Source organism: Enterobacter sp. BNK-16 (genome assembly GCF_048684955.1).
Classification (GTDB): domain Bacteria; phylum Pseudomonadota; class Gammaproteobacteria; order Enterobacterales; family Enterobacteriaceae; genus Enterobacter; species Enterobacter bugandensis.
On record NZ_JBLQTQ010000001.1, the window covers coordinates 2249116 to 2273967 of the forward strand.

The window sequence follows — 24852 nt, forward strand, 5'->3', positions numbered from 1 at the left end:
ACTTAGCTACATGAGCGCTGTGTTCCTGATAACCTAACTATAAGCCACTCCTTCCTGGATTTCACCGCGCTATTACGAAAAATTACAAATAAAACCGCAGGCTGCGAGCGTCTACGCAAATGTTCATCCGAAACTGAACTTTTTTATCAGGATTAACGATAGTTTTTTCGCTTCCTTACGTTTCATTGGCTTAGCTTACAGCCATAAGAAAAGTTCACATCCGGAGTTCCGTTTGTCTTAACTTTTAATTAGGAATATTCCTAACAACTTAAGCAGGGAAATAGATTTAAAAAAATCCTGAGTTCACCTATTAAGTTATCAGTTAATTATGATATGTCTGTTTAAGATGGCAGAAAATAAATAGGACCTCAATAAGCTTATTTTATGATTTTTTCTGAAAATGAAAAAGGCCGCAAATGCGGCCTTTTTATTATATGAAACCGGTATCAGTGAGGTTCTACCGAATGACTGTGCTCAACATCTTCATTCTTCCGGCTGAAGCGGCGGCGCACCACCACGAAGAACACCGGGACGAAGAAGATAGCCAGTACGGTCGCGGTGATCATACCGCCCATTACACCTGTACCGACCGCGTTCTGCGCACCGGAGCCTGCACCGGAGCTAATAACCAGCGGCATTACGCCGAGGATGAACGCCAGAGAGGTCATCAGGATTGGACGCAGACGCATACGCACCGCTTCCAGCGTCGCCTCAATAAGGCCTTTACCCTCTTTCTCCATCAGATCTTTGGCGAATTCAACGATAAGTATCGCGTTCTTCGCCGACAAGCCAATGGTTGTCAGCAGGCCTACCTGGAAGTACACGTCGTTGGTCAATCCACGGAACGTTGCCGCAAGCAGCGCACCAATAACCCCGAGTGGAACCACCAGCATAACGGAGAACGGAATTGACCAGCTCTCGTACAGCGCCGCCAGACACAGGAAGACCACAATCAGTGAAATGGCGTACAGGGCAGGGGCCTGGTTACCGGACAGACGTTCCTGATAGGACATACCAGTCCAGTCATAGCCGATACCCGCAGGCAGTTTGCTAGCCAGCTCTTCCATCAGGTTCATGGCTTCACCGGTGCTTCGGCCCGGTGCGGCCTGGCCCAAGATTTCCATCGACGGCAGACCGTTGTAACGTTCCAGACGCGGAGAGCCGTATTCCCAGTGTGACGTTGAGAAGGATGAGAACGGCACCATCTGACCGTTGCTGCCGCGAACGTACCAGTTGTTAATATCGTTCGGCAACATACGGTACTGCGCTTCGGACATGACGTACACTTTCTTCACGCGACCACGGTCGATGAAGTCGTTGACGTAGCTACCGCCCCATGCCGCGCCCAGCGTGGTATTGATGTCGCTGATGGACACGCCCAGCGCCTGCGCTTTTTCCTGATCGATGTTGATCTTATACTGCGGCGTATCTTCCAGTCCGTTTGGACGTACGCCGACCAGCAGGTCAGGGTGTTTAGCCACTTCGCCGAACAGCTGGTTACGCGCCTGCGTCAGTTTCTCGTGACCCAGACCGCCCTGGTCGATCAGCTGGAAGTCGAAGCCGGTCGCCGTACCCAGTTCAACAATCGCTGGCAGGTTAAAGGCGAAGACCATCGCATCTTTAATCTGCGAGAAGGTGCCCATGGCACGGCCCGTGATCGCTTCAACTTTATTCTCATCGCCCGGACGATCCGCCCAGTCTTTCAGAGAAACGAAGGCGATACCGGTGTTTTGACCACGACCCGCAAAGCCAAAGCCGTTAACCGCAAACACGGATTCAACGTTCGCTTTCTCTTTGGTGAGATAGTAGTCCGTCACTTCGTCCAACACCTTCTGGGTACGCTCTTGCGACGCACCCGCCGGAAGCTGCGCCATCGTCAGGAACACGCCCTGGTCTTCATCCGGCAGGAACGAGCTTGGCAGACGAACGAACAGGAACGCCATCCCCACTACGATGATGATATAGAGCAGCAGATAACGACCGGTGCTGCGCAGGATATTGCCCACGCTGTCGGTGTAGTGGTGCGTGCTCTTATCAAACATGCGGTTAAACCAGCCGAAGAACCCTTTATGCTCGCCGTGACCGCCTTTCTGAACTGGCTTCAGCATGGTGGCACACAGCGCTGGCGTCAGGATTAACGCTACCAGTACCGACAGCGCCATCGCGGAGACGATGGTAATGGAGAACTGGCGGTAAATCGCACCCGTAGAGCCCCCGAAGAAGGCCATCGGGATAAATACCGCGGACAGCACCATCGCAATACCGACCAGCGCGCCCTGGATCTGGCCCATAGATTTACGGGTGGCTTCCTTCGGCGGTAAACCTTCTTCCGCCATCACGCGCTCGACGTTCTCTACTACCACGATGGCGTCATCCACCAGCAGGCCGATGGCGAGCACCATCCCGAACATCGTCAGGGTGTTTATCGAGAACCCAAAGGCTGCAAGGATGGCAAAGGTCCCCAGCAGAACGACCGGCACGGCGATGGTTGGGATCAGCGTCGCGCGGAAGTTTTGCAGGAACAGATACATCACCAGGAACACCAGGATGATCGCTTCTACCAGCGTTTTAACCACTTCGTGAATCGAAATTTTAACGAACGGCGTAGTGTCATACGGATAAACGATTTTCAGGCCTGACGGGAAGAATGGTTCCATCTTCTTCAGTTCCGCACGGATCGCCGTCGCGGTGTCCAGGGCGTTCGCGCCTGTCGCCAGTTTGATACCCAGACCGGACGCCGGTTTACCGTTAAACTTCGCGATGATGTCGTAGTTCTCACCACCCAGCTCAACCCTGGCCACGTCGCGCAGACGAACCTGCGAACCGTCCTGGTTCACCTTCAGCAGAATTTTGCTGAACTCATCGGCGGAGGTCAGACGGGTTTGCGCGATAATGGACGCGTTAAGCTGCTGGCCTTTCACCGGCGGCGTACCGCCTAGCTGACCGGCTGCCACCTGGGCGTTCTGCGCTTTAATCGCGTTAATCACGTCAACCGGCGTCAGCTGGAAGTTGTTCAGTTTGTTCGGATCCATCCAGATACGCATCGCGTACTGGGAACCGAACAGCTGAACGTCACCCACACCGGACGTACGGCTGATGGCGTCCTTCATGTTAGCGCCCACGTAGTCGGAAATATCCTCCTGCGTCATGGTGCCGTTGGTGTTAATCACGCCGACAACCATCAGGAAGCTGCTGGACGATTTCTCGACGCTCACACCCTGCTGTTGCACTTCCTGCGGCAGAAGAGGCATTGCCAGCTGCAGTTTGTTCTGCACCTGAACCTGCGCAATGTCCGCATCCGTACCGGATTCAAAGGTCAGGGTGATCTGAACCGTACCGGTGGAGTCACTGTTTGAGGACATGTACATCAGGTTATCGATACCGTTCATGTTCTGTTCGATAACCTGAGTCACGGTATCCTGCACCGTTTTCGCATCAGCCCCCGGGTAGGTTGCGGAGATCGTTACCGCCGGTGGCGCAATCGTTGGATATTGCGCAACAGGCAGCTTCAGGATCGCAAGTCCCCCGGCCAGCATGATGATAATGGCGATCACCCACGCAAATATGGGGCGATCGATAAAGAAATTAGGCATGTCTTAACGGCTCCTGTTTAAGTTAAGACTTGGTTTGTTCTGACTGGCCAGCGGCCGAAGCTTGTTGTTTATCGTCAGATGTCACTTCCTGTGCTTTTACCTGCGCGCCAGGACGTACTTTTTGCAAACCAGTAACAATCACGCGATCGCCATCTTTCAGACCTTCCGTCACCAGCCATTTATCGCCAATCGCCTGCGTGGCGGTGATATTGCGCGTTTCGACTTTGTTATCTGCCCCAACAACCAGTGCGCTCGCATCGCCGCGTGGCGTACGGGTCACACCCTGCTGTGGAACAAGAAGTGCGGTTGGATTCGTTCCTTCTTCCAGACGCGCGCGAACGAACATACCTGGCAGCAGATTTTTGTCAGGGTTCGGGAAAATCGCACGTAAGGTGATGGAACCGGTGGTCTGGTCGACCGTCACATCGGAGAATTCCAGAGTACCTTCCTGCGGGAACTTGATACCGTCGTTGGTAACCAGCTCCACTTTGGCTTTGCCGTTTTCCTGTTTCAGGGTGCCGTTAGCCAGCTCCTGTTTCAGGCGCAGGAAATCGTTGCTGGACTGCGTCACGTCAACGTAGATCGGATCAAGCTGCTGCACGGTAGCCAGCGCAGTGGTCTGCCCGTTCTGCACCAGCGCCCCTTCCGTCACGGCAGATTTACCAATACGACCGCTGATAGGGGAGGTCACTTTGGTATAGGCCAGGTTAATGCGTGCAGTTTCGACAGCCGCTTTGGCTGCTACCACGGCCGCGTTAGCCTGCTGGGCATCTGCCAGCGCGGTATCGTAATCCTGTTGACTGATGTACTTCGTGCCGAGCAGTTTCTGATAGCGGTTCAGCGTCAGCTGAGCGATTTTTGCCGCCGCTTGTGCTTTAGCCAGGTCACCTTTCGCGCTTTCATAAGAAGCCTGATAGGTCGCGGGATCAATCTGATACAGAGACTCACCGGCCTTCACATCGCCGCCTTCGGTAAAGTTACGTTTCAGGATAATGCCGCTAACCTGAGGACGCACTTCCGCAATGCGGTAAGCGTTTGTACGGCCTGGTAATTCTGTGGTGATCTGCAGAGGTTCAGATTTGAGTGTCACAACGCCGACTTCTGGCGCCTGCTGAGCTCCTTGTTGAGCCGGTTTGTCGTCACATCCTGTAAGCGCTAAGCTGCCTGAGAGCATCAGAACGACCGCCAGAGGCGTTAACCCTCTGTTTTTGTTCATATGTAAACCTCGAGTGTCCGATTTCAAATTGATCAAGGGTCCTGAGTCTAAAAACCCATTGCTGCGTTTATATTATCGTCATGCTATGGTACATACATTCACAAATGTATGTAAATCTGACTCCTGTAAATTCACCCACCTATGGCACGAAAAACTAAACAACAAGCGCTGGAAACCCGACAACACATTCTGGATGTGGCAATACGTTTGTTCTCTCAGCAGGGTGTTTCTTCTACCTCGCTGGCGCAAATTGCTCAGGCTGCCGGTGTGACGCGGGGAGCGATTTACTGGCATTTTAAAGACAAGTCAGATCTGTTCAGTGAAATCTGGGAGCTTTCAGAGTCCAGCATTAGCGATCTCGAGAGTGAGTATCGGGCAAAATTCCCTGACGATCCACTCTCAGTATTAAGAGAAATATTAGTATATATCCTTGAAGCAACGGTAGTTGAAGAGCGTCGCAGATTAATGATGGAAATTATCTTTCATAAATGTGAGTTCGTGGGCGAGATGGCGGTGGTGCAACAGGCGCAGCGCAGCCTCAGCCTGGAGAGTTACGATCGTATCGAACAGAACCTGAACCTGTGTATGCAGGCAAAGCTGTTACCGGCCAATTTACTCACCCGCCGGGCGGCCATCCTGATGCGCAGCTACATTTCAGGTCTGATGGAAAACTGGCTTTTTGCGCCGCAATCCTTTGACCTCAAAGAGGAAGCCCGCAGCTACGTGGCGGTTTTACTGGAAATGCTACAGCTCTGCCCGACGCTGCGCAGCGACGCGCTTTCGCTCACGGCCTGAGTCCTTCCAGGATTTATCTCAGAGGCTTACGTTCTCGCTATTCTGCTTCTGACGAGCGTGATATTCTTCACGCCGGACTATTTTCGGTCATCTGCTGACATCATTCACAACTATGCTGCCCATCAATCGCTCGCAACATCCTGTATTTGCATTGCTCTTTGCTATGCTGTTTTTCTTCGCCACGGCGCCGCTGACCTGGGCCCGCGCCGACAACAGTAACGATATCCCCACGCGCGCTGATGTTCAGTCGCAGCTCGACACGCTGAATAAACAAAAAGAACTCTCTCCTCAGGAAAAACTGACGCAGCAGGATCTGACGGAAACGCTGGAAACGCTGGATAAAATTGAACGCGTTAAGGCTGAAACCACCCAGCTTCGTCAGAAGGTGGCGCAGGCGCCGGAGAACATGCGTAAGGCCACGGAAGCGCTAAGCGCGCTAAGCGACGTCGATAACGACGATGAAACGCGCAAAACGCTCTCCACGCTCTCCTTACGCCAGCTGGAATCGCGCGTCGCGCAATTGCTCGACGATCTGCAAACCGCACAGTCCGATCTCGCTACCTATAACAGCCAGCTCGTCTCCCTGCAAACCCAGCCCGAGCGCGTGCAAAACGCGATGTACGCCGCGTCTCAGCAGCTGCAGCAGATCCGCAACCGCCTGAACGGCACGACGGTAGGGGAGGGCACGCTGCGCCCGACCCAGCAAACCCTGCTGCTGGTTCAGCAGTCGCTGCTCAATGCGCAAATTGAACAGCAGCGTAAAAGCCTGGAAGGGAATACGGTGCTGCAGGACACGCTCCAGAAGCAGCGTGATTACGTCACCGCGAACATTAATCGTCTGGAACATCAGCTTCAGTTGCTGCAGGAAGCTGTTAACAGCAAGCGCCTGACGCTGACTGAAAAAACCGCCCAGGAGGCCGTATCCCCTGACGAAACCGCCCGTATTCAGGCGAATCCTCTGGTGAAGCAGGAGCTTGAGGCTAACCACCAGCTCAGCCAGCGCCTGATAGTGGCGACGGAAAGCGGCAACTCGCTGGTTCAGCAAAATATCAAAGTGAAGAACTGGCTGGATCGCGCGTTGCAGGCGGAGCGCAACATCAAAGAGCAGATCGCGGTTCTGAAGGGCAGCCTCCTGCTGTCGCGTATTCTCTACCAGCAGCAGCAGACGCTGCCGTCTGCCGACGAGCTGGAGGACATGACCAACCGCATTGCGGATTTACGTCTGGAGCAGTTTGACGTCAACCAGCAGCGCGATGCCCTTTTCCAGAGTGATGCCTTCGTCGCCAAAATTGAAGAGGGGCACTCCAGTGACGTAAACCCGGAAGTACATGACGCGCTGCTCCAGGTGGTGGATATGCGCCGTGAACTGCTTGACCAGCTCAATAAACAGCTGGGCAACCAGCTGATGATGGCAATTAACCTGCAGATCAACCAGCAGCAGCTGGTCAGCGTGTCAAAAAGCCTGCAGGAGATTTTGACGCAGCAGATTTTCTGGGTGAACAGCAACAAGCCGATGGACTGGGACTGGATTAAGTCCTTCCCGGAGACGCTGAAAACGCAGATTAAGAGCATGAAAATCACCGTGAACTGGGAGAAAGCCTGGCCTGCGGTAATGATTGCTTTCCTGGCGGGCTTACCGCTGCTGCTGATTGCCGGTCTGATACGCTGGCGTTTGAAATGGCTGAAACAGTACCAGGCGAAGCTGGCTTCGGAAGTGGGGCAACTGCGTAACGACAGCCAGCTCCATACGCCAAAAGCGATTCTGATCGATCTCATTCGCGCGCTGCCGGTGTGCCTGATTATTCTGGCCGTGGGCCTGATCCTGCTCACGATGCAGCTTAACGTCAGCGATCTGCTCTGGGCGTTCAGTAAAAAACTGGCGCTGTTCTGGCTGGTATTTGGCGTGTGCTGGAAGGTGCTCGAAAAAGACGGCGTGGCGGTGCGTCACTTCAACATGCCTGCGCAGCTGACCAGCCACTGGCGTCGCCAGATTGTGCGCGTCAGCCTGGCGCTCCTGCCGCTGCACTTCTGGTCGGTAGTCTCCGAGCTTTCCCCGCTGCATCTGATGGATGATGTGTTGGGTCAACTGGTCATTCTGCTCAACCTGCTGCTGATTGCGATCCTGATGTGGCCGATGTGCCGCGACAGCTGGCGTGATAAAGAGTCCCACAATATCCGTCTGGCCACCGTGACGGTGCTGGCGATCATTCCGCTGGCGCTGATGGTGCTTACGGCAACGGGCTACTTCTACACCACGCTGCGCCTGTCCGGGCGCTGGATCGAGACGGTCTATCTGGTGATCGTCTGGAACCTGCTCTATCAGACCGTGCTGCGCGGCTTAAGCGTCGCGGCCCGCCGCATTGCTTACCGTCGTGCCATTGCGCGTCGTCAGCATCAGGTGAAAGAGGGGGCTGAAGGCGCGGAGCCGCAGGAAGAGCCGACCATCGCGCTGGAGCAGGTTAACCAGCAGACGCTGCGTATCACCATGCTGGTGATGATCGCGCTGTTTGCGGTGATGTTCTGGGCGATCTGGTCTGATTTAATTACCGTCTTCGCTTATCTCGACAGTATTACCCTCTGGCAGTACAACGGTACCGAAGCCGGCGCGGCGGTGATGAAAAGCGTCACCATGGGCAGCCTGCTGTTTGCGCTGGTGTCGTCGGTAGTGGCCTGGGCGCTAATTCGTAACCTGCCGGGTCTGCTGGAAGTGCTGGTGCTCTCAAGGCTGAACCTGCGCCAGGGGGCGTCTTACGCCATCACCACCATCCTGAATTACGTCATCATTATCGTCGGGGCGATGACGGTATTCGGCTCGCTGGGCGTCTCGTGGGATAAACTGCAGTGGCTGGCGGCGGCTCTCTCGGTCGGTCTTGGTTTTGGCCTGCAGGAGATCTTCGGTAACTTTGTCTCCGGCCTGATTATCCTCTTCGAACGTCCGGTGCGTATCGGCGATACCGTCACCATCGGCACGTTCTCCGGGACCGTCAGCAAGATCCGAATTCGTGCGACCACCATCACCGACTTCGATCGCAAAGAGGTGATCATCCCGAACAAAGCGTTCGTGACCGAGCGTCTGATCAACTGGTCGCTCTCTGATACGGTGACGCGCGTGGTGATCCGCCTGGGCGTAGCCTATGGATCGGATCTGGATAAGGTGAAAGAGGTGCTGCTGAAGGCGGCGTCTGAGCATCCGAAAGTGATGCACGATCCTGCCCCGGCTGTGTTCTTCACCACCTTTGGGCCGAGTACGCTGGATCACGAGCTGCGTTTATACGTGCGCGAGCTGCGCGACCGCAGCTACACGGTGGATGAGCTTAACCGCTCTATCGATCGCCTGTGCCGTGAAAACGATATTAATATCGCCTTCAACCAGCTTGAGGTTCACCTGCGTAACGAGAAAGGTGATGAGCATACGGAAGTGAAGCGCGACATTAAGGGCGACGACCCGACTCCGGCTTAATCTATTTTCCCTCTCCCACGGGGAGAGGGTTAGGGTGAGGGGGAAGTTTCCCCTCAAAATCCCGCCGCACAATCTCCAGCGCTTTAAGCACCGTCTCGGCCGGGATCTCATGATTCTCCAGCAGCATAATCAAATCGACGGCCAGCTTGACCTCATCGGGTGCATTTTCCAGTGACATAAATGTGGCTCCAGTTAACGGGTCAGGCGTTCAATCACGCGTTCAATCTCATCCAGCGCCTGACGGCAGCGGACGATGCGGCCTTCCAGCGCGCTAATCTCGCGCATCAATAGCTGCTGCTCTTCCAGCGTTTCGCTGTTGTTCAGGCGGGCTTCGCGCTCGCGCTTCATCTCAAACAGACGCCGCTCAAACTCCTGGTTCTCCAGCCGCTTGCGCTGCCATTTTCCCAGCCCAGGCGAGGCGCTGTCCCACGCCCGTAGCGGCCAGGCGGCGATTTCGCGGTGCAGGGCGGTGATCTGCTCGGTAAGATGCTCCGCAAGCCACACCACCTGTTCCTGCTGTTCACTCTCAACCGCGTGGCGAAGCTCATCGAGGTTGGTCTGCATCTCAGCAAGGTAATCCTGAATGACGGTGCTGCGGGTGCGGAAAAGCTGCCGGTCAAAGCGCGGTTTCAGCGTGGCGTGTCCCATCAGCGGCATGGCCTGCGCCCGCAGAGCGATCAGCTGATTTTGCAGCTTCTCAAGAAGCAGTGCTGTTTTCAATGCGCTCTCCAGTGGTAAAGTAGCCGTTCAGTTTGATAACGATTCGCATTATGCAGCGTACTATTTTAATCATCATTGGCTGGCTCGCGGTAGTGCTGGGTACGCTAGGTGTGGTTTTGCCCTTGCTGCCGACCACCCCGTTTATCCTGCTGGCCGCCTGGTGCTTCGCCCGCTCGTCGCCGCGTTTTCACCACTGGCTGCTGTACCGCTCGTGGTTTGGCGGCTACCTGCGGCACTGGCAAAAACACCGGGCCATGCCGCCCGGGGCCAAGCCGCGCGCCATTGCCTTTATCCTGATCACCTTCGCCGTTTCGTTATGGCTGGTGAACATGATGTGGGTGCGTATTCTGCTGCTGGCGATCCTGGCCTGCCTGCTGATCTTCATGTGGCGGATCCCCGTGGTTGATGAAAAGCAACAAAAGCACTGAAGCCTCATCATGGCGGTTGCAATTATGGCGCGCAGCCAGTAAATTCGACCGTTTTCGAGCACAGGTGCGCTTGGTCAAAGGTTAAACAACTGTTACTTTGACCGACTCGTCGCGCGCCGTGAGTAACACTGTTTCATTTAGGCACAAACCGATGACCGCAACTGCACAGCAGCTTGAATATCTGAAAAATAGCATCAAAAGCATCCAGGACTATCCAAAGCCTGGTATTCTTTTCCGTGATGTCACCAGCTTGCTGGAAGACCCGAAAGCGTACGCGCTCAGCATTGAACTGCTGGTCGAGCGTTATAAAAACGCCGGGATCACCAAAGTAGTAGGTACCGAAGCCCGCGGCTTCCTGTTTGGCGCACCGGTTGCGCTGGCGATGGGCGTGGGTTTTGTGCCGGTGCGTAAGCCGCGCAAACTGCCGCGTGAAACCATCGCGGAGAGCTACGAGCTGGAGTACGGCACCGATCAGCTGGAAATCCACGTTGACGCGATCAAGCCTGGCGACAAAGTGCTGGTGGTCGACGATCTGCTGGCGACCGGCGGCACCATTGAAGCGACCGTCAAGCTGATCCGCCGTCTGGGTGGTGAAGTGACCGATGCGGCCTTCATCATCAACCTGTTCGATCTTGGCGGTGAACAGCGCCTGGAAAAACAGGGCATTACCAGCTATAGCCTGGTGCCTTTCCCGGGTCATTAATCCCGGTTTTCACAACCTCGCTCAACGGGTGAGGTTGTGATAGCATTCCCCTCCATAAATTCACCTTCCAGCGTTGCAGAGCCTGCCCATGAGTTATCAGGTGTTAGCCCGTAAATGGCGACCACAAACCTTTGCTGACGTTGTCGGTCAGGAACATGTGCTGACGGCCCTGGCGAACGGCTTGTCGCTAGGTCGCATCCATCACGCCTATCTTTTTTCCGGCACCCGCGGCGTCGGTAAGACTTCTATTGCCCGTCTGCTGGCGAAAGGTCTGAACTGCGAAACCGGGATCACCGCCACCCCGTGCGGCGTGTGTGACAACTGCCGCGAGATCGAGCAGGGGCGTTTTGTCGATCTGATCGAGATCGACGCCGCCTCGCGCACCAAGGTGGAAGACACCCGCGATCTGCTCGACAACGTGCAGTACGCCCCGGCGCGCGGCCGCTTCAAGGTCTACCTGATCGATGAAGTGCACATGCTGTCGCGCCACAGCTTTAACGCCCTGCTGAAAACGCTGGAAGAGCCGCCCGCGCACGTTAAATTCCTGCTGGCGACCACCGATCCGCAAAAGCTGCCGGTCACCATCCTGTCGCGCTGCCTGCAGTTCCACCTGAAGGCGCTGGACGTTGAGCAGATCCGCGCGCAGCTTGAGCACATCCTTGATGAAGAGAAGATCGTTCACGAGCCGCGCGCCCTGCAGCTGCTGGCCCGCGCGGCTGACGGCAGCCTGCGTGATGCGCTAAGCCTGACCGACCAGGCGATTGCCAGCGGTGACGGCAAGCTCTCGACCGAAGCGGTCAGCACCATGCTCGGCACGCTGGATGACGATCAGGCGCTGTCGCTCATCGAAGCGATGATTGCCGCCAACGGCGAGCGCGTGATGTCGCTGGTGAACGCGGCCGCTGCCCGCGGTATTGAGTGGGAAGCGCTGCTGGTCGAGATGCTCAGCCTGCTGCACCGCGTGGCGATGCTGCAGCTGTCTCCGTCGGCCATCGGTGCGGATATGGCCGCCATTGAACAGCGGATGCGTGAACTTGCCCGTACCGTGCCGCCTGCCGACGTGCAGCTGTATTACCAGACGCTGCTGATTGGCCGCAAAGAGCTGCCATACGCGCCGGATCCGCGGATGGGCGTCGAAATGACGCTGCTGCGCGCGCTGGCGTTCCACCCGCGCATGCCGTTGCCGGAACCGGAAGCGCCGCGGCAGTCTTTTGCCCCGGTCGCCCCTACGGCGGTGATGTCACCGCAGCAGGTGCCGCCGCAGCCGACGCCGCCGCCACAGCAAAACGTGCCGCTGTCGGATGCCACCAGTTCGGTGCTTGCCGCACGCAGCCAGCTGCAGCGTGCGCAGGGAGTAACCAAACCAAAAAAGAGTGAACCGGCAGCGCCAGGAAGAGCGCGGCCGGTGAACAACGCCGCGCTTGAACGACTGGCCTCGGTAACGGAGCGCGTACAGTCGCGTCCGGCACCGTCCGCGCTCGAGCAGAAAGCCCCGGTGAAAGAAGAGGCTTACCGCTGGAAGGCGACCACCGTTGTTGAAACGGTCAAGGAAGTGGTCGCCACGCCGAAAGCGCTGAAAAAGGCGCTGGAGCATGAAAAAACGCCGGAGCTTTCCGCGAAGCTCGCCGAAGAGTCCATCGCGCGCGACGCCTGGGCCGCTGAGGTCAGCAAACTCCAGCTGCCGAAGCTGGTGGAGCAGGTCGCGCTAAACGCCTGGAAAGAGCAGGACGGCAATCAGGTGCGTCTGCACCTGCGTCCGGGCCAGCGGCACCTCAATTCCCCTGGCGCGCAAAAGGCGCTGGCAGAGGCGCTTGCTGCTTTACAGGGTTCACCGGTTGAATTGACTATCATTGAAGATGATAATCCGGCAGTGAAAACGCCGCTCGAGTGGCGCCAGGCCATTTATGAAGAGAAGCTCGCGCAGGCGCGCGAGGCAATTATTGCGGATAACAACATCCAGACCCTGCGCCGGTTCTTCGACGCCGATCTGGATGAAGAGAGTATTCGCCCCATTTGATCGTGAGTCTGACTTACGGTTGTAATCCTTAACGTGAAAGAAGAGAGAAGCCTATGTTTGGTGGAAAAGGCGGTCTGGGTGGCCTGATGAAGCAGGCTCAGCAGATGCAGGAAAAAATGCAGAAGATGCAGGAAGAGATCGCTCAGCTGGAAGTCACGGGTGAATCCGGTGCCGGTCTGGTCAAGGTGACCATCAACGGTGCGCACAACTGCCGTCGCGTTGAAATCGACCCGAGCCTGCTCGAAGACGACAAAGAAATGCTGGAAGATCTGGTTGCAGCCGCGTTTAACGATGCCGCTCGCCGTATCGACGAAACCCAGAAAGAGAAAATGGCCTCTGTTTCCAGCGGTATGCAGCTGCCGCCGGGCTTTAAGATGCCATTCTGATGCAAACCAGTCCGCTGCTCACGCAGTTAATGGAAGCACTGCGCTGCCTGCCGGGCGTTGGCCCGAAGTCGGCGCAGCGCATGGCGTTTACGCTATTGCAGCGCGACCGCAGCGGCGGGATGCGCCTGGCGCAGGCTTTAACCCGCGCCATGTCAGAAATTGGTCACTGTGCGGATTGCCGGACCTTTACCGAGCAGGACGTGTGTAACATCTGTACGAACCCGCGTCGTCAGGAGAACGGTCAGATTTGCGTGGTGGAGAGTCCGGCGGACATCTACGCCATCGAACAAACCGGGCAGTTTTCCGGCCGCTATTTTGTGCTGATGGGGCATCTCTCCCCGCTGGACGGCATTGGCCCGGACGATATCGGTCTCGATCGCCTTGAACAGCGTCTTGAGTCCGAAACCATCAAAGAGGTGATCCTCGCCACCAACCCGACGGTGGAAGGGGAGGCAACCGCCAACTATATCGCCGAGCTGTGCGCGCAGTACGGCGTTGACGCCAGCCGCATCGCCCACGGCGTGCCGGTCGGCGGCGAGCTGGAGATGGTCGACGGCACCACGCTGTCGCACTCGCTGGCCGGACGACACAAGATTATTTTCTGACCAAACGGAGGCTGCGCGCGCGGCCTCCGCTTGAAAATTTCCCCCCTTATCCCCATCTCTCACTCAACGTTTTACAACCCCATTAAATGGCATTGTTGAGGTCGACTTAGATGAAAGGACAAGAAACCCGTGGTTTCCAGTCAGAAGTAAAACAGCTTCTGCACCTGATGATCCATTCCCTGTATTCCAACAAAGAAATTTTCCTGCGTGAGCTGATTTCCAACGCCTCCGATGCGGCGGACAAGCTGCGCTTCCGCGCGCTGTCCAACCCGGATCTGTATGAAGGCGACGGCGAGCTGCGCGTGCGCGTCTCTTTCAACAAAGAGAACCGCACCCTGACCATCGCTGATAACGGCATCGGGATGAACCGCGACGAGGTGATCGACCACCTTGGCACCATCGCTAAATCCGGCACCAAAGCGTTCCTGGAGTCCATGGGCTCTGACCAGGCGAAAGACAGCCAGCTGATTGGCCAGTTCGGCGTGGGCTTCTACTCGGCGTTTATCGTGGCGGACAAAGTCACCGTGCGCACCCGCGCGGCGGGCGACAGCGCCGAGAACGGCGTGCTGTGGGAATCCAAAGGGGAAGGCGAATACACCGTTGATGACATCACTAAAGCGGATCGCGGCACCGAAATCACCCTCCACCTGCGCGAAGGGGAAGACGATTTCCTGAACGACTGGCGCGTACGCTCCATCATCAGCAAATATTCCGATCACATCGCGCTGCCGGTAGAGATTGAAAAACAGGAAGAGAAAGACGGTGAAACCGTTGTTTCCTGGGAGAAAATCAACAAGGCGCAGGCGCTGTGGACGCGTAACAAGGCTGAAATCAAAGACGACGAGTACAACGAGTTTTATAAGCACATCGCCCACGACTTTACCGACCCGCTGACCTGGAGCCACAACCGCGTGGAAGGGAAGCAGGAGTACACCAGCCTGCTGTACATTCCGGCACAGGCACCGTGGGACATGTGGAACCGCGATCACAAGCACGGCCTGAAGCTGTACGTGCAGCGCGTCTTCATCATGGACGACGCCGAGCAGTTCATGCCGAACTACCTGCGCTTTGTTCGTGGCCTGATAGACTCCAACGATCTGCCGCTGAACGTCTCCCGTGAAATCCTCCAGGACAGCACCGTTACCCGTAATCTGCGTAACGCTCTGACCAAACGTGCGTTGCAGATGCTGGAAAAACTGGCGAAAGACGACGCGGAAAAATACCAGACCTTCTGGAAACAGTTCGGCCTGGTGCTGAAAGAAGGCCCGGCTGAAGACATGGCGAACGTTGAAACTATCGCCAAACTGCTGCGCTTCGCCTCTACGCATACCGACTCCTCCGCCCAGACCGTGTCGCTGGAAGAGTACGTCTCCCGCATGAAGGAAGGGCAGGAGAAGATCTACTACATCACCGCCGACAGCTATGCGGCAGCGAAGAGCAGCCCGCATCTGGAGCTGCTGCGTAAGAAAGGCATCGAAGTGCTGCTGCTTTCTGACCGCATCGACGAGTGGATGATGAACTACCTGACCGAGTTCGACGGTAAGGCGTTCCAGTCCGTTGCCAAAGCCGACGAGTCCATCGACAAGCTGGCGGATGAAGTGGACGAAAGCGCGAAAGAAGCCGAGAAGGCGCTGGAGCCGTTCGTTGAGCGTGTCAAAACCCTGCTGGGCGACCGCGTGAAAGAGGTACGCTTCACGCACCGTCTGACCGATACTCCGGCGATTGTCACCACCGATGCGGACGAAATGAGCACCCAGATGGCGAAGCTGTTCGCCGCGGCGGGCCAGGCCGTGCCGGAAGTGAAATATATCTTTGAGCTTAATCCGGATCATCCGCTGGTGAAACGCGCGGCGGATACCCAGGATGAAGCTCGCTTTGCCGAGTGGGTTGAACTCCTGCTGGATCAGTCCCTGCTGGCCGAGCGCGGCACCCTGGAAGATCCTAACCTGTTCATTAAACGTGTGAATGCGCTGCTGCTGGCGTAACTGACCACGTCTCCCCTGGTCTTCTCCCTCTCCCCGTGGGAGAGGGCCGGGGTGAGGGCACCAGACCGCACTCTCCCAAATTATCTCCCCCCATTAACCGTTTCAGCCTTCCCGCCTTCCTTGAGCCACGCCCGTTCTGGTGGTATTGTTTAGCGCTTTTGAAAAATTGAAACGACATTTGAGGGGATTTTCGCAATGCGTATTATTCTGCTTGGCGCTCCGGGCGCGGGTAAAGGAACTCAGGCTCAGTTCATCATGGAGAAATACGGTATTCCGCAAATCTCCACCGGTGACATGCTGCGCGCCGCTGTAAAATCTGGCTCCGAGCTGGGTAAACAAGCGAAAGACATCATGGACGCAGGCAAGCTGGTAACCGACGAGCTGGTTATCGCGCTGGTTAAAGAGCGCATTGCGCAGGAAGACTGCCGTAACGGTTTCCTGCTGGACGGCTTCCCGCGCACCATTCCTCAGGCTGACGCCATGAAAGAAGCGGGCATCAACGTGGACTACGTGCTGGAGTTCGACGTACCGGACGAACTGATCGTTGACCGTATCGTTGGCCGTCGCGTGCACGCAGCCTCTGGCCGCGTTTACCACATCAAATTCAACCCGCCTAAGGTTGAAGGCAAAGACGACGTGACCGGCGAAGAGCTGACCACCCGTAAAGACGATCAGGAAGAGACCGTGCGTAAACGCCTGGTGGAATACCATCAGATGACCGCGCCGCTGATTGGCTACTACACCAAAGAAGCGCAGGCGGGTAACACCAAATACGCCAAAGTTGACGGCACCAAAGCCGTGGCTGACGTACGTGCAGAGCTGGAAAAAATCCTCGGCTAATCGCGCGCCTCTCACCCGGGCTCCCGGGTGAGAAATATTCTCATCTTACCTATTACAGCAATGGGTTTCGTTTAAACGCATTTCCGCTACAATTGACAACCTATCAAATGGTTAAGAGGCGTGAATGAGTCAGGCGAAAACCGGCATCCTGCTTGCCAATCTGGGCACCCCAGAAGCACCCACTCCAGCGGCGGTAAAACGCTACCTGCGACAATTTTTAAGCGACACGCGCGTCGTGGATTTTCCGAGACTGCTGTGGTGGCCGCTGCTGCGTGGCGTCATTCTGCCGATTCGCTCTCCGCGCGTCGCCAAACTTTATCAGTCCGTCTGGATGGAAGAGGGCTCGCCGCTGATGGTGTACAGCCGTCGTCAGGAAAAAGCGCTGGCCGCCCGTCTGCCGGATATGCCCGTCGCACTCGGCATGAGCTACGGTAAACCTTCGCTGGAAAGCGCCGTCGATGCGCTGCTGGCACAGGGCGTGGATCATATCGTCGTGCTGGCCTTGTATCCGCAGTACTCCTGCTCGACGGTGGCCGCCGTCTGGGACGAGCTGGCGCGTATTCTGAAGACGCGTCGCCGCATTCCGGGCGTGACCTTTATTCGCGATTACGCCGATAACGACCTCTACATCAAGGCGCTTGCCAACAGCGCCCGAGCATCGTTTGAGAAACACGGCGAGCCGGATCTGCTGCTGCTCTCCTATCACGGTATTCCGCAGCGTTTCGCCAACGAAGGGGATGATTACCCCCAGCGCTGCCGCGATACCACCCGCGAACTGGTCTCCGCCCTTGGCCTGCCGCCGGAGAAGGTGATGATGACCTTCCAGTCGCGCTTTGGCCGCGAGCCGTGGCTGACGCCGTACACCGATGAAACCCTCAAAATGCTCGGCGAGAAGGGCGTTAAGCACATTCAGGTGATGTCGCCGGGCTTCTCGGCAGACTGTCTGGAAACGCTGGAGGAGATCGCGGTGCAAAACCGTGAATTTTTCCTGGAGGCTGGCGGCGAAAAGTACGAGTACATTCCGGCGCTTAACGACTCGCCTGAGCACATCGACATGATGGTCTCGCTGGTGACGAACGGTCGCTGATCGCACTTCGGGCCGGGTTTGTGCTACCATTCCCGGCCCATATTCTTCGTACAGTTCAGACCATGAAATTTCCCGGTAAACGCAAATCCAAACACTACTTTCCCGTCGATGCCCGCGATCCGCTCCTGCAGCAAATCCAGCCTGAAAATGAAACCAGCGCGGCCTGGGTTGTCGGTATCGACCAGACGCTGGTGGACATTGAAGCGAAAGTGGATGATGAGTTTGTCGCCCGTTACGGTCTGAGCGCCGGTCACTCGCTGGTGATTGAGGACGACGTTGCCGAAGCGCTGTACCAGGAGCTGGTGCGCGAAAATCTGATTACCCATCAGTTCGCTGGCGGCACCATCGGCAACACCATGCACAACTACTCGGTGCTGGCAGATGACCGCTCGGTGCTGCTCGGCGTGATGTGCAGCAACATTGAAATCGGTGGCTACGCCTACCGCTACCTGTGCAACACCTCCAGCCGCACCGATCTTAACTATCTCCAGGGCGTAGACGGGCCGATTGGCCGCTGCTTTACGCTGATCGGCGAATCCGGCGAGCGTACCTTTGCCATCAGCCCGGGCCACATGAACAAGCTGCGCGCGGAAAGCATTCCCGAAGAGGTGATCGCGGGCGCGTCTGCGCTGGTGCTGACCTCCTACCTGGTGCGCTGCAAGCCGGGCGAGCCGATGCCGGAAGCGACCATGAAGGCGATTGAGTACGCCAAAAAGTACGACGTGCCCGTCGTTCTGACGCTGGGCACCAAATTCGTGATTGCCGATAACCCGGAGTGGTGGCAGACCTTCCTGAAAGAGCACGTCTCGATTCTGGCGATGAACGAAGAAGAGGCCGAGGCGCTGACCGGTGAAAGCGATCCGCTGCTGGCGTCCGACAAAGCGCTGGACTGGGTGGATCTGGTGCTCTGCACCGCGGGTCCGGTTGGGCTGTATATGGCGGGCTTCACCGAAGAAGAGAGCAAGCGCAAAACCCAGCACCCGCTGCTGCCGGGGGCGATTGCGGAGTTCAACCAGTACGAGTTCAGCCGCGGCATGCGCCACAAAGACTGCGTGAATCCGCTGCGTATCTACTCCCACATTGCGCCGTATATGGGCGGGCCGGAGAAGATCATGAACACTAACGGCGCGGGCGACGGCGCGCTTGCCGCGCTGCTGCATGACATTACCGCGAACGCCTATCACAAAACTAACGTGCCGAACTCCAGCAAGCACAAGTTCAGCTGGCTGACCTATTCGTCGCTGGCGCAGGTGTGCAAGTACGCGAACCGCGTGAGCTACCAGGTGCTGAACCAGCATTCGCCGCGCTTAACGCGTGGACTGCCGGAACGAGAAGACAGCCTCGAAGAGGCGTACTGGGACAGGTAAAAGCAAAACGGCAACCTGTGGTTGCCGTTTTTAGTATTTGTTCCCTCTCCCTGGGGAGAGGGCCAGGGTGAGGGCATCAGGCCGCAGCAAACTTACCCCGTCACCGCCTCTTCAACTGGCGGCTTCGTCAGCAGCGTCAGCATGGTATTCGCAATCTCACGCTCGCCCATCACCACCTGATTCGCGCCGCGCTCGGTAATGTACTCCACCTCGTCGTCATAGTGCGCTCGGGCAATGATCTCAATACCGGGGCACTTCTCACGCGCGGAGGCCACAATCTCACCCGCCTCATAGCCGTTAGGGATGGTCAGCAGCAGCCAGCGGGCGCAGTCCAGATGCGCGAGATTCATGATCTCTTCGTTTGCAGCGTTGCCCAGCACCGCGCGAATTCCGCGCTCGCGCAGCTCGTCAACGCGGGTGCGTGAGGTTTCAATCACCACCAGCGGAATGCCCTGCGCCATCAGCTTCTCGCCGAGCAGGCTACCCACGCGCCCAAAGCCGACCAGCAGGGCGTGATTGCAAATATCGACCGGGATCTGCTTCTCTTCTTCGATGGCCTCTTCCAGCGTCTGCTCTTCCAGCGTTTCGGTTTTATCAAGGTATTTTTCCAGCAGGGCAAACAGTACCGGGTTTAGCATGATGGAGAGGATTGCCCCTGCCAGCACCAGATTTTGCCCCGCCTGTGGCAGCAGGTTCAATGCCATGCCCAGACCGGCCAGAATAAAGGCGAACTCGCCAATCTGCGCCAGGCTGGCGGCAATCGTCAGCGCCGTGCGCGGGGAGTGGCCGAACATTCGCACCAGGAAGAAGGCCGCGAGCGACTTACCAAAAATAATGATCGCCAGCGTGCCCAGCACGGCCAGCGGCTGCTGGATCAGCACCAGCGGATCGAACAGCATCCCGACGGAGACGAAGAACAGCACGGCAAACGCATCGCGCAGCGGCAGCGTGTCGTGCGCCGCACGGTGGCTCAGCTCGGACTCGTTCAGCACCATCCCGGCGAAGAACGCCCCCAGGGCAAAGGAGACATCAAACAGCTCAACGGCACCGAAGGCGATGCCCAGCGCCAGCGCCAGCACGGAGAGGGTAAACAGCTCGCGGGAGCCGGTTGCCGCGCTGCGGGACATGATCCACGGCACCAGACGGCGACCCACCAGCATCATGATGGCGATAAACGCCACCACTTTACCGATGGTGATGCTCATATCCAGCGCCAGCGAGGCGAAGCCGACGTTGTCTTTTTCCATCATCCCGGCGACGGCGGGCAGCAGTACCAGCGTCAGGACCATGACCAGATCTTCTACAATCAGCCAGCCAATCGCGATTTGCCCGCGCTGGCTGTCTATCAGCTGCCTCTCTTCAAGCGCGCGCAGCAGCACCACGGTACTGGCGGTGGAGAGGCACAGCCCAAAGACGATGCCGGTCATCAGCGACCAGCCCAGCACTGCCGAAAGCGCCATGCCCAGCAGCGTCGCCACCCCTATCTGGGCGATCGCTCCGGGTATGGCGATCGACTTTACCGCCATCAGGTCCTTCAGCGAAAAATGCAGACCGACGCCAAACATCAGCAGAATCACGCCCAATTCCGCCAGTTCAGGAGCCAGTTTGGTATCCGCAACAAAACCTGGCGTAAACGGTCCCGCCAGCACACCTGCCAGCAGATAGCCGACAAGAGGAGAAATACGCAGCTTATTGGCAATCATGCCAAGGATAAAAGCGAGCACAAGTCCACCAACAATGGTGGTAATAAGCGGTGTGGCGTGGTGCATTCCGTCTCCTTTCGTGGTGAGTGTTCCATTTTTGGCGTGAATACCAAAAAGCCAGGTAATAGTTTATGACAATTTTTACCCTTATGTTTATGAATAATTGTTGAAGTTTGAATAAAACAGCAATATGCGCGTAAAAAAGCGCATTTTGATAAATTACGCAAGAGGAGAAAGAAGAAACCCTTATGGCATCAGGCTGTCAGGCAGCCAAAGTCAAACTTTGGCTGCCCGTAATTTACGCTTTGTGGCGGTTATCAGGCAGGAATATGGTCAACATCCCAAGAAGTGGCAGGAAAGCGCAGATTTTATAAACCAGGAAGATGCTGGTGTGATCCGCAACCATCCCTAATACCGCTGCACCCAGCCCGCCCATGCCGAAGGCGAAACCGAAAAACAGTCCGGAAACCATACCGATACGACCAGGCAGCAGCTCCTGGGCATAGACCAGAATGGCGGAAAACGCGGAGGCGAGGATAAAACCAATAATCACGGTCAAAATCCCCGTCCATTCAAGGCTGGCGTACGGCAAAATGAGGGTAAAGGGCGCCACGCCGAGGATAGAGCCCCAAATGACATATTTACGGCCAATTTTATCCCCCACCGGCCCGCCAATGACCGTTCCTGCGGCCACCGCGAAGAGGAAAGCAAACAGGTGAAACTGCGCGTTTTGTACCGATAATCCGAATTTTTGCATCAGATAAAAGGTGTAATAGCTGCTAATGCTCGCCATATAGAAGTATTTGGAGAAAATCAGCACCAGCAGCACGGAGACCGCAAGAATGACCTTATTACGAGGCAGGGGATTGATAACCTTCGCTTTAGGTTTCCCTTTGTTCACGCGATGCTGGGCGGCGTACCAGCGGCTGATCTGTGCCAGCACGACAATGGCGAGCAGGGCGGCCAGCACAAACCAGGCCACATTGCCTTTGCCATACGGGGCGATAATCACCGCCGCCAGCAGCGGGCCGAGGGAGCTACCGAAGTTGCCCCCTACCTGGAAGAGTGACTGCGCCAGCCCGTGACGGCCACCGGAGGCCATACGCGCCACGCGTGAGGACTCCGGATGGAAGACGGACGAGCCGGTTCCCACCAGCGCGGCGGCGAGCAGAACCGCTTCAAAACTGCCTGCCATGGCCAGCAGCACCAGCCCGCTTAAGGTAAAGCACATGCCTATCGGCAGCGACCACGGCATCGGGTATTTATCCGTCCAGTAACCCACCACCGGCTGCAGCAGCGACGAGGCCAGCTGGAAGGTCAGGGTGATCATCCCGATCTGTACGAAGGTTAACGAAAACTCGGACTGCAGCAGCGGGTAGATCGCCAGAATCAACGACTGGATCATGTCGTTGAGCAGGTGCGAGAGGCTGATTGCGCCTAAAACTTTAAAAGAGGTGCGCGACGCCGGCGCGCCCGGAGCGGGCTGGGTTGATTCACTGATTGCCATAAATACCACGTCAATTTGTTATTAGAGATGCAGGGAGTAATTATTATCCGACTAACATACTCGTCCGTGACATTTGAAGAAAGTCGCAATTCTGAAAACTTATTTGTCTATTCTTGTTAGTCACTGTAATTTTTGCCTTTGTCTATTGGTCAGGGAGAGAGAAGATGAAGTTAATGAAGCGGGGCGTCGCGCTGGCGCTTATTGCCGCATGGGGCCTGGCAGGCCTGCCCGCGCAGGCGTATGAAAAAGATAAAACCTATAAAATCACCATTCTGCATACCAACGATCATCACGGTCATTTCTGGCGCAGTGAATACGGCGAGTATGGTCTGTCGGCGCAAAAAACGCTGGTGGACGGCATTCGCAAAGAGGTGGCGGCCCAGGGCGGTAGCGTGTTGCTGCTGTCGGGCGGGGATATTAATACCGGCGTGCCGGAATCGGATTTACAGGATGCTGAACCCGATTTCCGCGGCATGAATTTAATCGGTTACGACGCGATGGCCGTCGGCAACCACGAGTTTGACAATCCGCTGAGCGTGCTGCGCCAGCAGGAGAAATGGTCCAAATTCCCGTTCCTCTCCGCCAATATTTATCAGAAAAGCACCGGCGAACGTCTGTTTAAACCATGGGCGCTGTTTAAGCGTCAGGATCTCAAAATCGCGGTCATCGGCTTAACCACCGACGATACGGCAAAAATCGGTAACCCTGAGTTCTTCACCGATATCGAATTCCGCAAACCGGCAGACGAAGCGAAGCTGGTGATTCAGGAGCTGCAGCAGAACGAAAAGCCGGACGTGATTATCGCCACTACCCACATGGGACACTACGATAACGGCGAGCACGGCTCCAATGCGCCCGGCGACGTGGAGATGGCGCGCAGCCTGCCAGCGGGCTCGCTGGCGATGATTGTGGGCGGTCACTCGCAGGATCCGGTGTGCATGGCGTCGGAGAACAAAAAGCAGGTGGACTACGTGCCGGGCACGCCGTGTGCGCCAGATCGTCAGAACGGGATCTGGATTGTGCAGGCCCACGAGTGGGGTAAATACGTGGGTCGGGCGGACTTTGAGTTTCGTAACGGTGAGATGAAGCTGGTGCGCTATCAGCTTATCCCGGTGAACCTGAAGAAGAAAGTCACCTACCCGGACGGGAAAAGCGAGCGCGTACTTTACACGCCAGAGATTGCTGAAAACCAGCAGATGCTCTCCCTGCTGACGCCGTTCCAGAACAAAGGCAAGGCGCAGCTGGACGTGAAAATCGGCACGCTGAACGGTCGTCTGGAAGGGGACCGCAGTAAAGTCCGCTTCGTGCAGACCAACATGGGCCATCTGGTGCTGGCGGCGCAGATGGCGCGTACGAATGCGGACTTCGGCGTGATGAGCGGCGGCGGCATTCGTGACTCCATCGAAGGCGGAAACATCACCTATAAAGACGTGCTGAAGGTGCAGCCGTTCGGCAACGTGGTGGTGTATGCGGATATGAGCGGGAAAGAGGTCGTTGACTACCTGACCGCCGTGGCGCAGATGAAGCCGGACTCGGGTGCCTATCCGCAGTTTGCCAACGTCAGCTTTGTGGCAAAGGACGGCAAGCTCAACGATCTCAAAATCAAAGGCGAGCCGGTCGATCCGGCGAAAACCTACCGTCTGGCGACGTTAAGCTTTAACGCCACCGGCGGCGACGGCTATCCGCACATTGATAATAAACCGGGCTACGTAAACACCGGCTTTATCGACGCGGAAGTGCTGAAGCAGTACATCGAGCAGAACTCGCCGATTGACGTGAATGCCTATGAGCCGAAAGGTGAGGTGAGCTGGCAGTAGTGCGGTTGTGTTGCCGGGTGGCGCTGCGCCTTACCGGGCCTACATTCGAATCGTAGGCCCGGTGAGGCGCAGCGCCACCGGGCAATTTTCTCAATCCCGGCGCGCAATATCCGCAAACTTCGCGTCCAGCATTTTAGCCAGATCGCCCGCGGCCAGTTCAATATCCAGCCCGCGTTTACCGCCCGAAATATAGATCGTCTCAAACTCCTGCGAAGGCGCATCGATCAGCGTTGGCAGGCGCTTTTTCTGTCCGAGCGGGCTGATCCCGCCCACCAGATAGCCCGTGGTGCGTTGTGCAACCATCGGGTCCGCCATATCCACCTTTTTCGCCCCCAGCGCTTTCGCTACCTTTTTGAGATCGAGCTGTCCGGCAACGGGCGTTACCGCCACGGCGAGATGCTTCATATCGCCATTCACCGCCACCAGCAGCGTTTTATAGACCTGGTCAGCGTTCAGCCCCAGCTTGCGCACCACTTCATCACCAAAGTTGGTTTCGTTAGGATCGTGATCGTAGGTATGGATCCGGAAAGAAATATTGTTTTTTTCGAGTAATTTAACGGCGGGAGTCATAGCTATCCTTCTTACGACAGACAATTCATGCAGCCAGCATACGCCTGACGTTT

General features: G+C 56.6%; 19 protein-coding genes and 1 other annotated feature. Of the genes, 12 read left to right on the plus strand and 7 right to left on the minus strand.

Going from position 1 to position 24852, the window contains the following annotated elements:
• Positions 1–446: 446 nt before the first annotated feature.
• A complete protein-coding gene (gene acrB / locus ACMGGH_RS10755) occupies positions 447–3593 on the minus strand; it encodes a multidrug efflux RND transporter permease subunit AcrB (protein WP_041911061.1) in 3147 nt (1048 codons plus the stop codon).
• 22 nt (positions 3594–3615) lie between these two features.
• A complete protein-coding gene (acrA, locus tag ACMGGH_RS10760) occupies positions 3616–4809 on the minus strand; it encodes a multidrug efflux RND transporter periplasmic adaptor subunit AcrA (RefSeq protein ID WP_028012190.1) in 1194 nt (397 codons plus the stop codon).
• 141 nt (positions 4810–4950) lie between these two features.
• On the opposite strand from acrA, the gene acrR reads away from it, so the two are divergent.
• Together acrR and mscK are read left to right on the plus strand one after the other, a co-directional pair.
• Positions 4951–5604 carry a multidrug efflux transporter transcriptional repressor AcrR gene (gene acrR / locus ACMGGH_RS10765; protein ID WP_063942740.1) on the plus strand — a complete coding sequence of 218 codons (654 nt, stop codon included), beginning with the start codon at positions 4951–4953 and terminating at the stop codon, positions 5602–5604.
• 112 nt (positions 5605–5716) lie between these two features.
• Positions 5717–9064, plus strand: a complete 3348-nt coding sequence (mscK, locus tag ACMGGH_RS10770) for a mechanosensitive channel MscK (protein WP_059357443.1) — start codon at positions 5717–5719, stop codon at positions 9062–9064.
• A gap of 1 nt (position 9065) precedes the next feature.
• Here mscK and rsmS read toward each other — a convergent pair whose 3' ends face one another.
• Together rsmS and priC are read right to left on the minus strand one after the other, a co-directional pair.
• Positions 9066–9242: a pleiotropic regulatory protein RsmS gene (gene rsmS, locus ACMGGH_RS10775; protein WP_045631461.1), complete on the minus strand. Its 177-nt coding sequence runs from the start codon at positions 9240–9242 to the stop codon at positions 9066–9068.
• Between the two features lie 14 nt (positions 9243–9256).
• Entirely contained in the window at positions 9257–9784 is a 528-nt protein-coding gene (gene priC, locus ACMGGH_RS10780; RefSeq protein WP_232948767.1) for a primosomal replication protein N'', read from the minus strand.
• Between the two features lie 50 nt (positions 9785–9834).
• On the opposite strand from priC, the gene ACMGGH_RS10785 reads away from it, so the two are divergent.
• From ACMGGH_RS10785 to ACMGGH_RS10825, 9 genes are all read left to right on the plus strand, one after another.
• Positions 9835–10212: a DUF454 family protein gene (locus tag ACMGGH_RS10785; RefSeq protein WP_028012194.1), complete on the plus strand. Its 378-nt coding sequence runs from the start codon at positions 9835–9837 to the stop codon at positions 10210–10212.
• A 151-nt stretch (positions 10213–10363) separates the two neighbouring features.
• Positions 10364–10915: an adenine phosphoribosyltransferase gene (gene apt, locus ACMGGH_RS10790; protein ID WP_000127359.1), complete on the plus strand. Its 552-nt coding sequence runs from the start codon at positions 10364–10366 to the stop codon at positions 10913–10915.
• Positions 10916–11003: 88 nt separating this feature from the next.
• A complete protein-coding gene (gene dnaX / locus ACMGGH_RS10795; protein WP_232948768.1) occupies positions 11004–12932 on the plus strand; it encodes a DNA polymerase III subunit gamma/tau in 1929 nt (642 codons plus the stop codon).
• Positions 12262–12326: a sequence feature (DnaX frameshifting element), on the plus strand. It overlaps the preceding gene by 65 nt.
• Before the next feature lie 53 nt (positions 12933–12985).
• Complete coding sequence (locus ACMGGH_RS10800) at positions 12986–13318, plus strand: YbaB/EbfC family nucleoid-associated protein (RefSeq protein ID WP_003858972.1); 333 nt, start codon at positions 12986–12988, stop codon at positions 13316–13318.
• Positions 13318–13923: a recombination mediator RecR gene (recR, locus tag ACMGGH_RS10805; protein WP_006809843.1), complete on the plus strand. Its 606-nt coding sequence runs from the start codon at positions 13318–13320 to the stop codon at positions 13921–13923. Before ACMGGH_RS10800 ends, recR begins: the two co-directional genes overlap by 1 nt.
• A 110-nt stretch (positions 13924–14033) precedes the next feature.
• Positions 14034–15908, plus strand: a complete 1875-nt coding sequence (gene htpG / locus ACMGGH_RS10810) for a molecular chaperone HtpG (RefSeq protein WP_045259919.1) — start codon at positions 14034–14036, stop codon at positions 15906–15908.
• Between the two features lie 195 nt (positions 15909–16103).
• A complete protein-coding gene (gene adk / locus ACMGGH_RS10815) occupies positions 16104–16748 on the plus strand; it encodes an adenylate kinase (RefSeq protein ID WP_006809841.1) in 645 nt (214 codons plus the stop codon).
• 124 nt (positions 16749–16872) lie between these two features.
• Positions 16873–17835, plus strand: coding sequence for a ferrochelatase (gene hemH, locus ACMGGH_RS10820; RefSeq protein WP_207119505.1), 963 nt, complete (start codon positions 16873–16875; stop codon positions 17833–17835).
• 62 nt (positions 17836–17897) lie between these two features.
• Entirely contained in the window at positions 17898–19202 is a 1305-nt protein-coding gene (locus ACMGGH_RS10825; RefSeq protein ID WP_045260696.1) for an inosine/guanosine kinase, read from the plus strand.
• Between the two features lie 92 nt (positions 19203–19294).
• Here ACMGGH_RS10825 and ybaL read toward each other — a convergent pair whose 3' ends face one another.
• Positions 19295–20971: a YbaL family putative K(+) efflux transporter gene (gene ybaL, locus ACMGGH_RS10830; protein ID WP_193066089.1), complete on the minus strand. Its 1677-nt coding sequence runs from the start codon at positions 20969–20971 to the stop codon at positions 19295–19297.
• A gap of 232 nt (positions 20972–21203) precedes the next feature.
• On the minus strand, positions 21204–22412 hold the full coding sequence (locus ACMGGH_RS10835; RefSeq protein WP_028012201.1) for an MFS transporter: 1209 nt from the start codon (positions 22410–22412) through the stop codon (positions 21204–21206).
• Positions 22413–22576: 164 nt separating this feature from the next.
• On the opposite strand from ACMGGH_RS10835, the gene ushA reads away from it, so the two are divergent.
• Positions 22577–24229: a bifunctional UDP-sugar hydrolase/5'-nucleotidase UshA gene (ushA, locus tag ACMGGH_RS10840; protein WP_232948769.1), complete on the plus strand. Its 1653-nt coding sequence runs from the start codon at positions 22577–22579 to the stop codon at positions 24227–24229.
• 90 nt (positions 24230–24319) lie between these two features.
• Here ushA and ybaK read toward each other — a convergent pair whose 3' ends face one another.
• Positions 24320–24799, minus strand: a complete 480-nt coding sequence (gene ybaK, locus ACMGGH_RS10845) for a Cys-tRNA(Pro)/Cys-tRNA(Cys) deacylase YbaK (RefSeq protein ID WP_021241623.1) — start codon at positions 24797–24799, stop codon at positions 24320–24322.
• Between the last annotated feature and the right edge of the window lie 53 nt (positions 24800–24852).

Bases quoted from the DNA above. Each gene is read 5' to 3' on its own strand.
- recR (WP_006809843.1), top strand. From the start codon at position 13,318: ATGCAAACCAGTCCGCTGCTCACGCAGTTAATGGAAGCACTGCGCTGC.
- acrB (WP_041911061.1), bottom strand. From the start codon at position 3,593: ATGCCTAATTTCTTTATCGATCGCCCCATATTTGCGTGGGTGATCGCC.
- ACMGGH_RS10800 (WP_003858972.1), top strand. From the start codon at position 12,986: ATGTTTGGTGGAAAAGGCGGTCTGGGTGGCCTGATGAAGCAGGCTCAG.
- ybaL (WP_193066089.1), bottom strand. From the start codon at position 20,971: ATGCACCACGCCACACCGCTTATTACCACCATTGTTGGTGGACTTGTG.
- hemH (WP_207119505.1), top strand. From the start codon at position 16,873: ATGAGTCAGGCGAAAACCGGCATCCTGCTTGCCAATCTGGGCACCCCA.
- ushA (WP_232948769.1), top strand. From the start codon at position 22,577: ATGAAGTTAATGAAGCGGGGCGTCGCGCTGGCGCTTATTGCCGCATGG.
- htpG (WP_045259919.1), top strand. From the start codon at position 14,034: ATGAAAGGACAAGAAACCCGTGGTTTCCAGTCAGAAGTAAAACAGCTT.
- ACMGGH_RS10785 (WP_028012194.1), top strand. From the start codon at position 9,835: ATGCAGCGTACTATTTTAATCATCATTGGCTGGCTCGCGGTAGTGCTG.
- dnaX (WP_232948768.1), top strand. From the start codon at position 11,004: ATGAGTTATCAGGTGTTAGCCCGTAAATGGCGACCACAAACCTTTGCT.
- rsmS (WP_045631461.1), bottom strand. From the start codon at position 9,242: ATGTCACTGGAAAATGCACCCGATGAGGTCAAGCTGGCCGTCGATTTG.
- acrA (WP_028012190.1), bottom strand. From the start codon at position 4,809: ATGAACAAAAACAGAGGGTTAACGCCTCTGGCGGTCGTTCTGATGCTC.
- adk (WP_006809841.1), top strand. From the start codon at position 16,104: ATGCGTATTATTCTGCTTGGCGCTCCGGGCGCGGGTAAAGGAACTCAG.
- ACMGGH_RS10835 (WP_028012201.1), bottom strand. From the start codon at position 22,412: ATGGCAATCAGTGAATCAACCCAGCCCGCTCCGGGCGCGCCGGCGTCG.
- apt (WP_000127359.1), top strand. From the start codon at position 10,364: ATGACCGCAACTGCACAGCAGCTTGAATATCTGAAAAATAGCATCAAA.
- acrR (WP_063942740.1), top strand. From the start codon at position 4,951: ATGGCACGAAAAACTAAACAACAAGCGCTGGAAACCCGACAACACATT.
- mscK (WP_059357443.1), top strand. From the start codon at position 5,717: ATGCTGCCCATCAATCGCTCGCAACATCCTGTATTTGCATTGCTCTTT.
- ybaK (WP_021241623.1), bottom strand. From the start codon at position 24,799: ATGACTCCCGCCGTTAAATTACTCGAAAAAAACAATATTTCTTTCCGG.
- ACMGGH_RS10825 (WP_045260696.1), top strand. From the start codon at position 17,898: ATGAAATTTCCCGGTAAACGCAAATCCAAACACTACTTTCCCGTCGAT.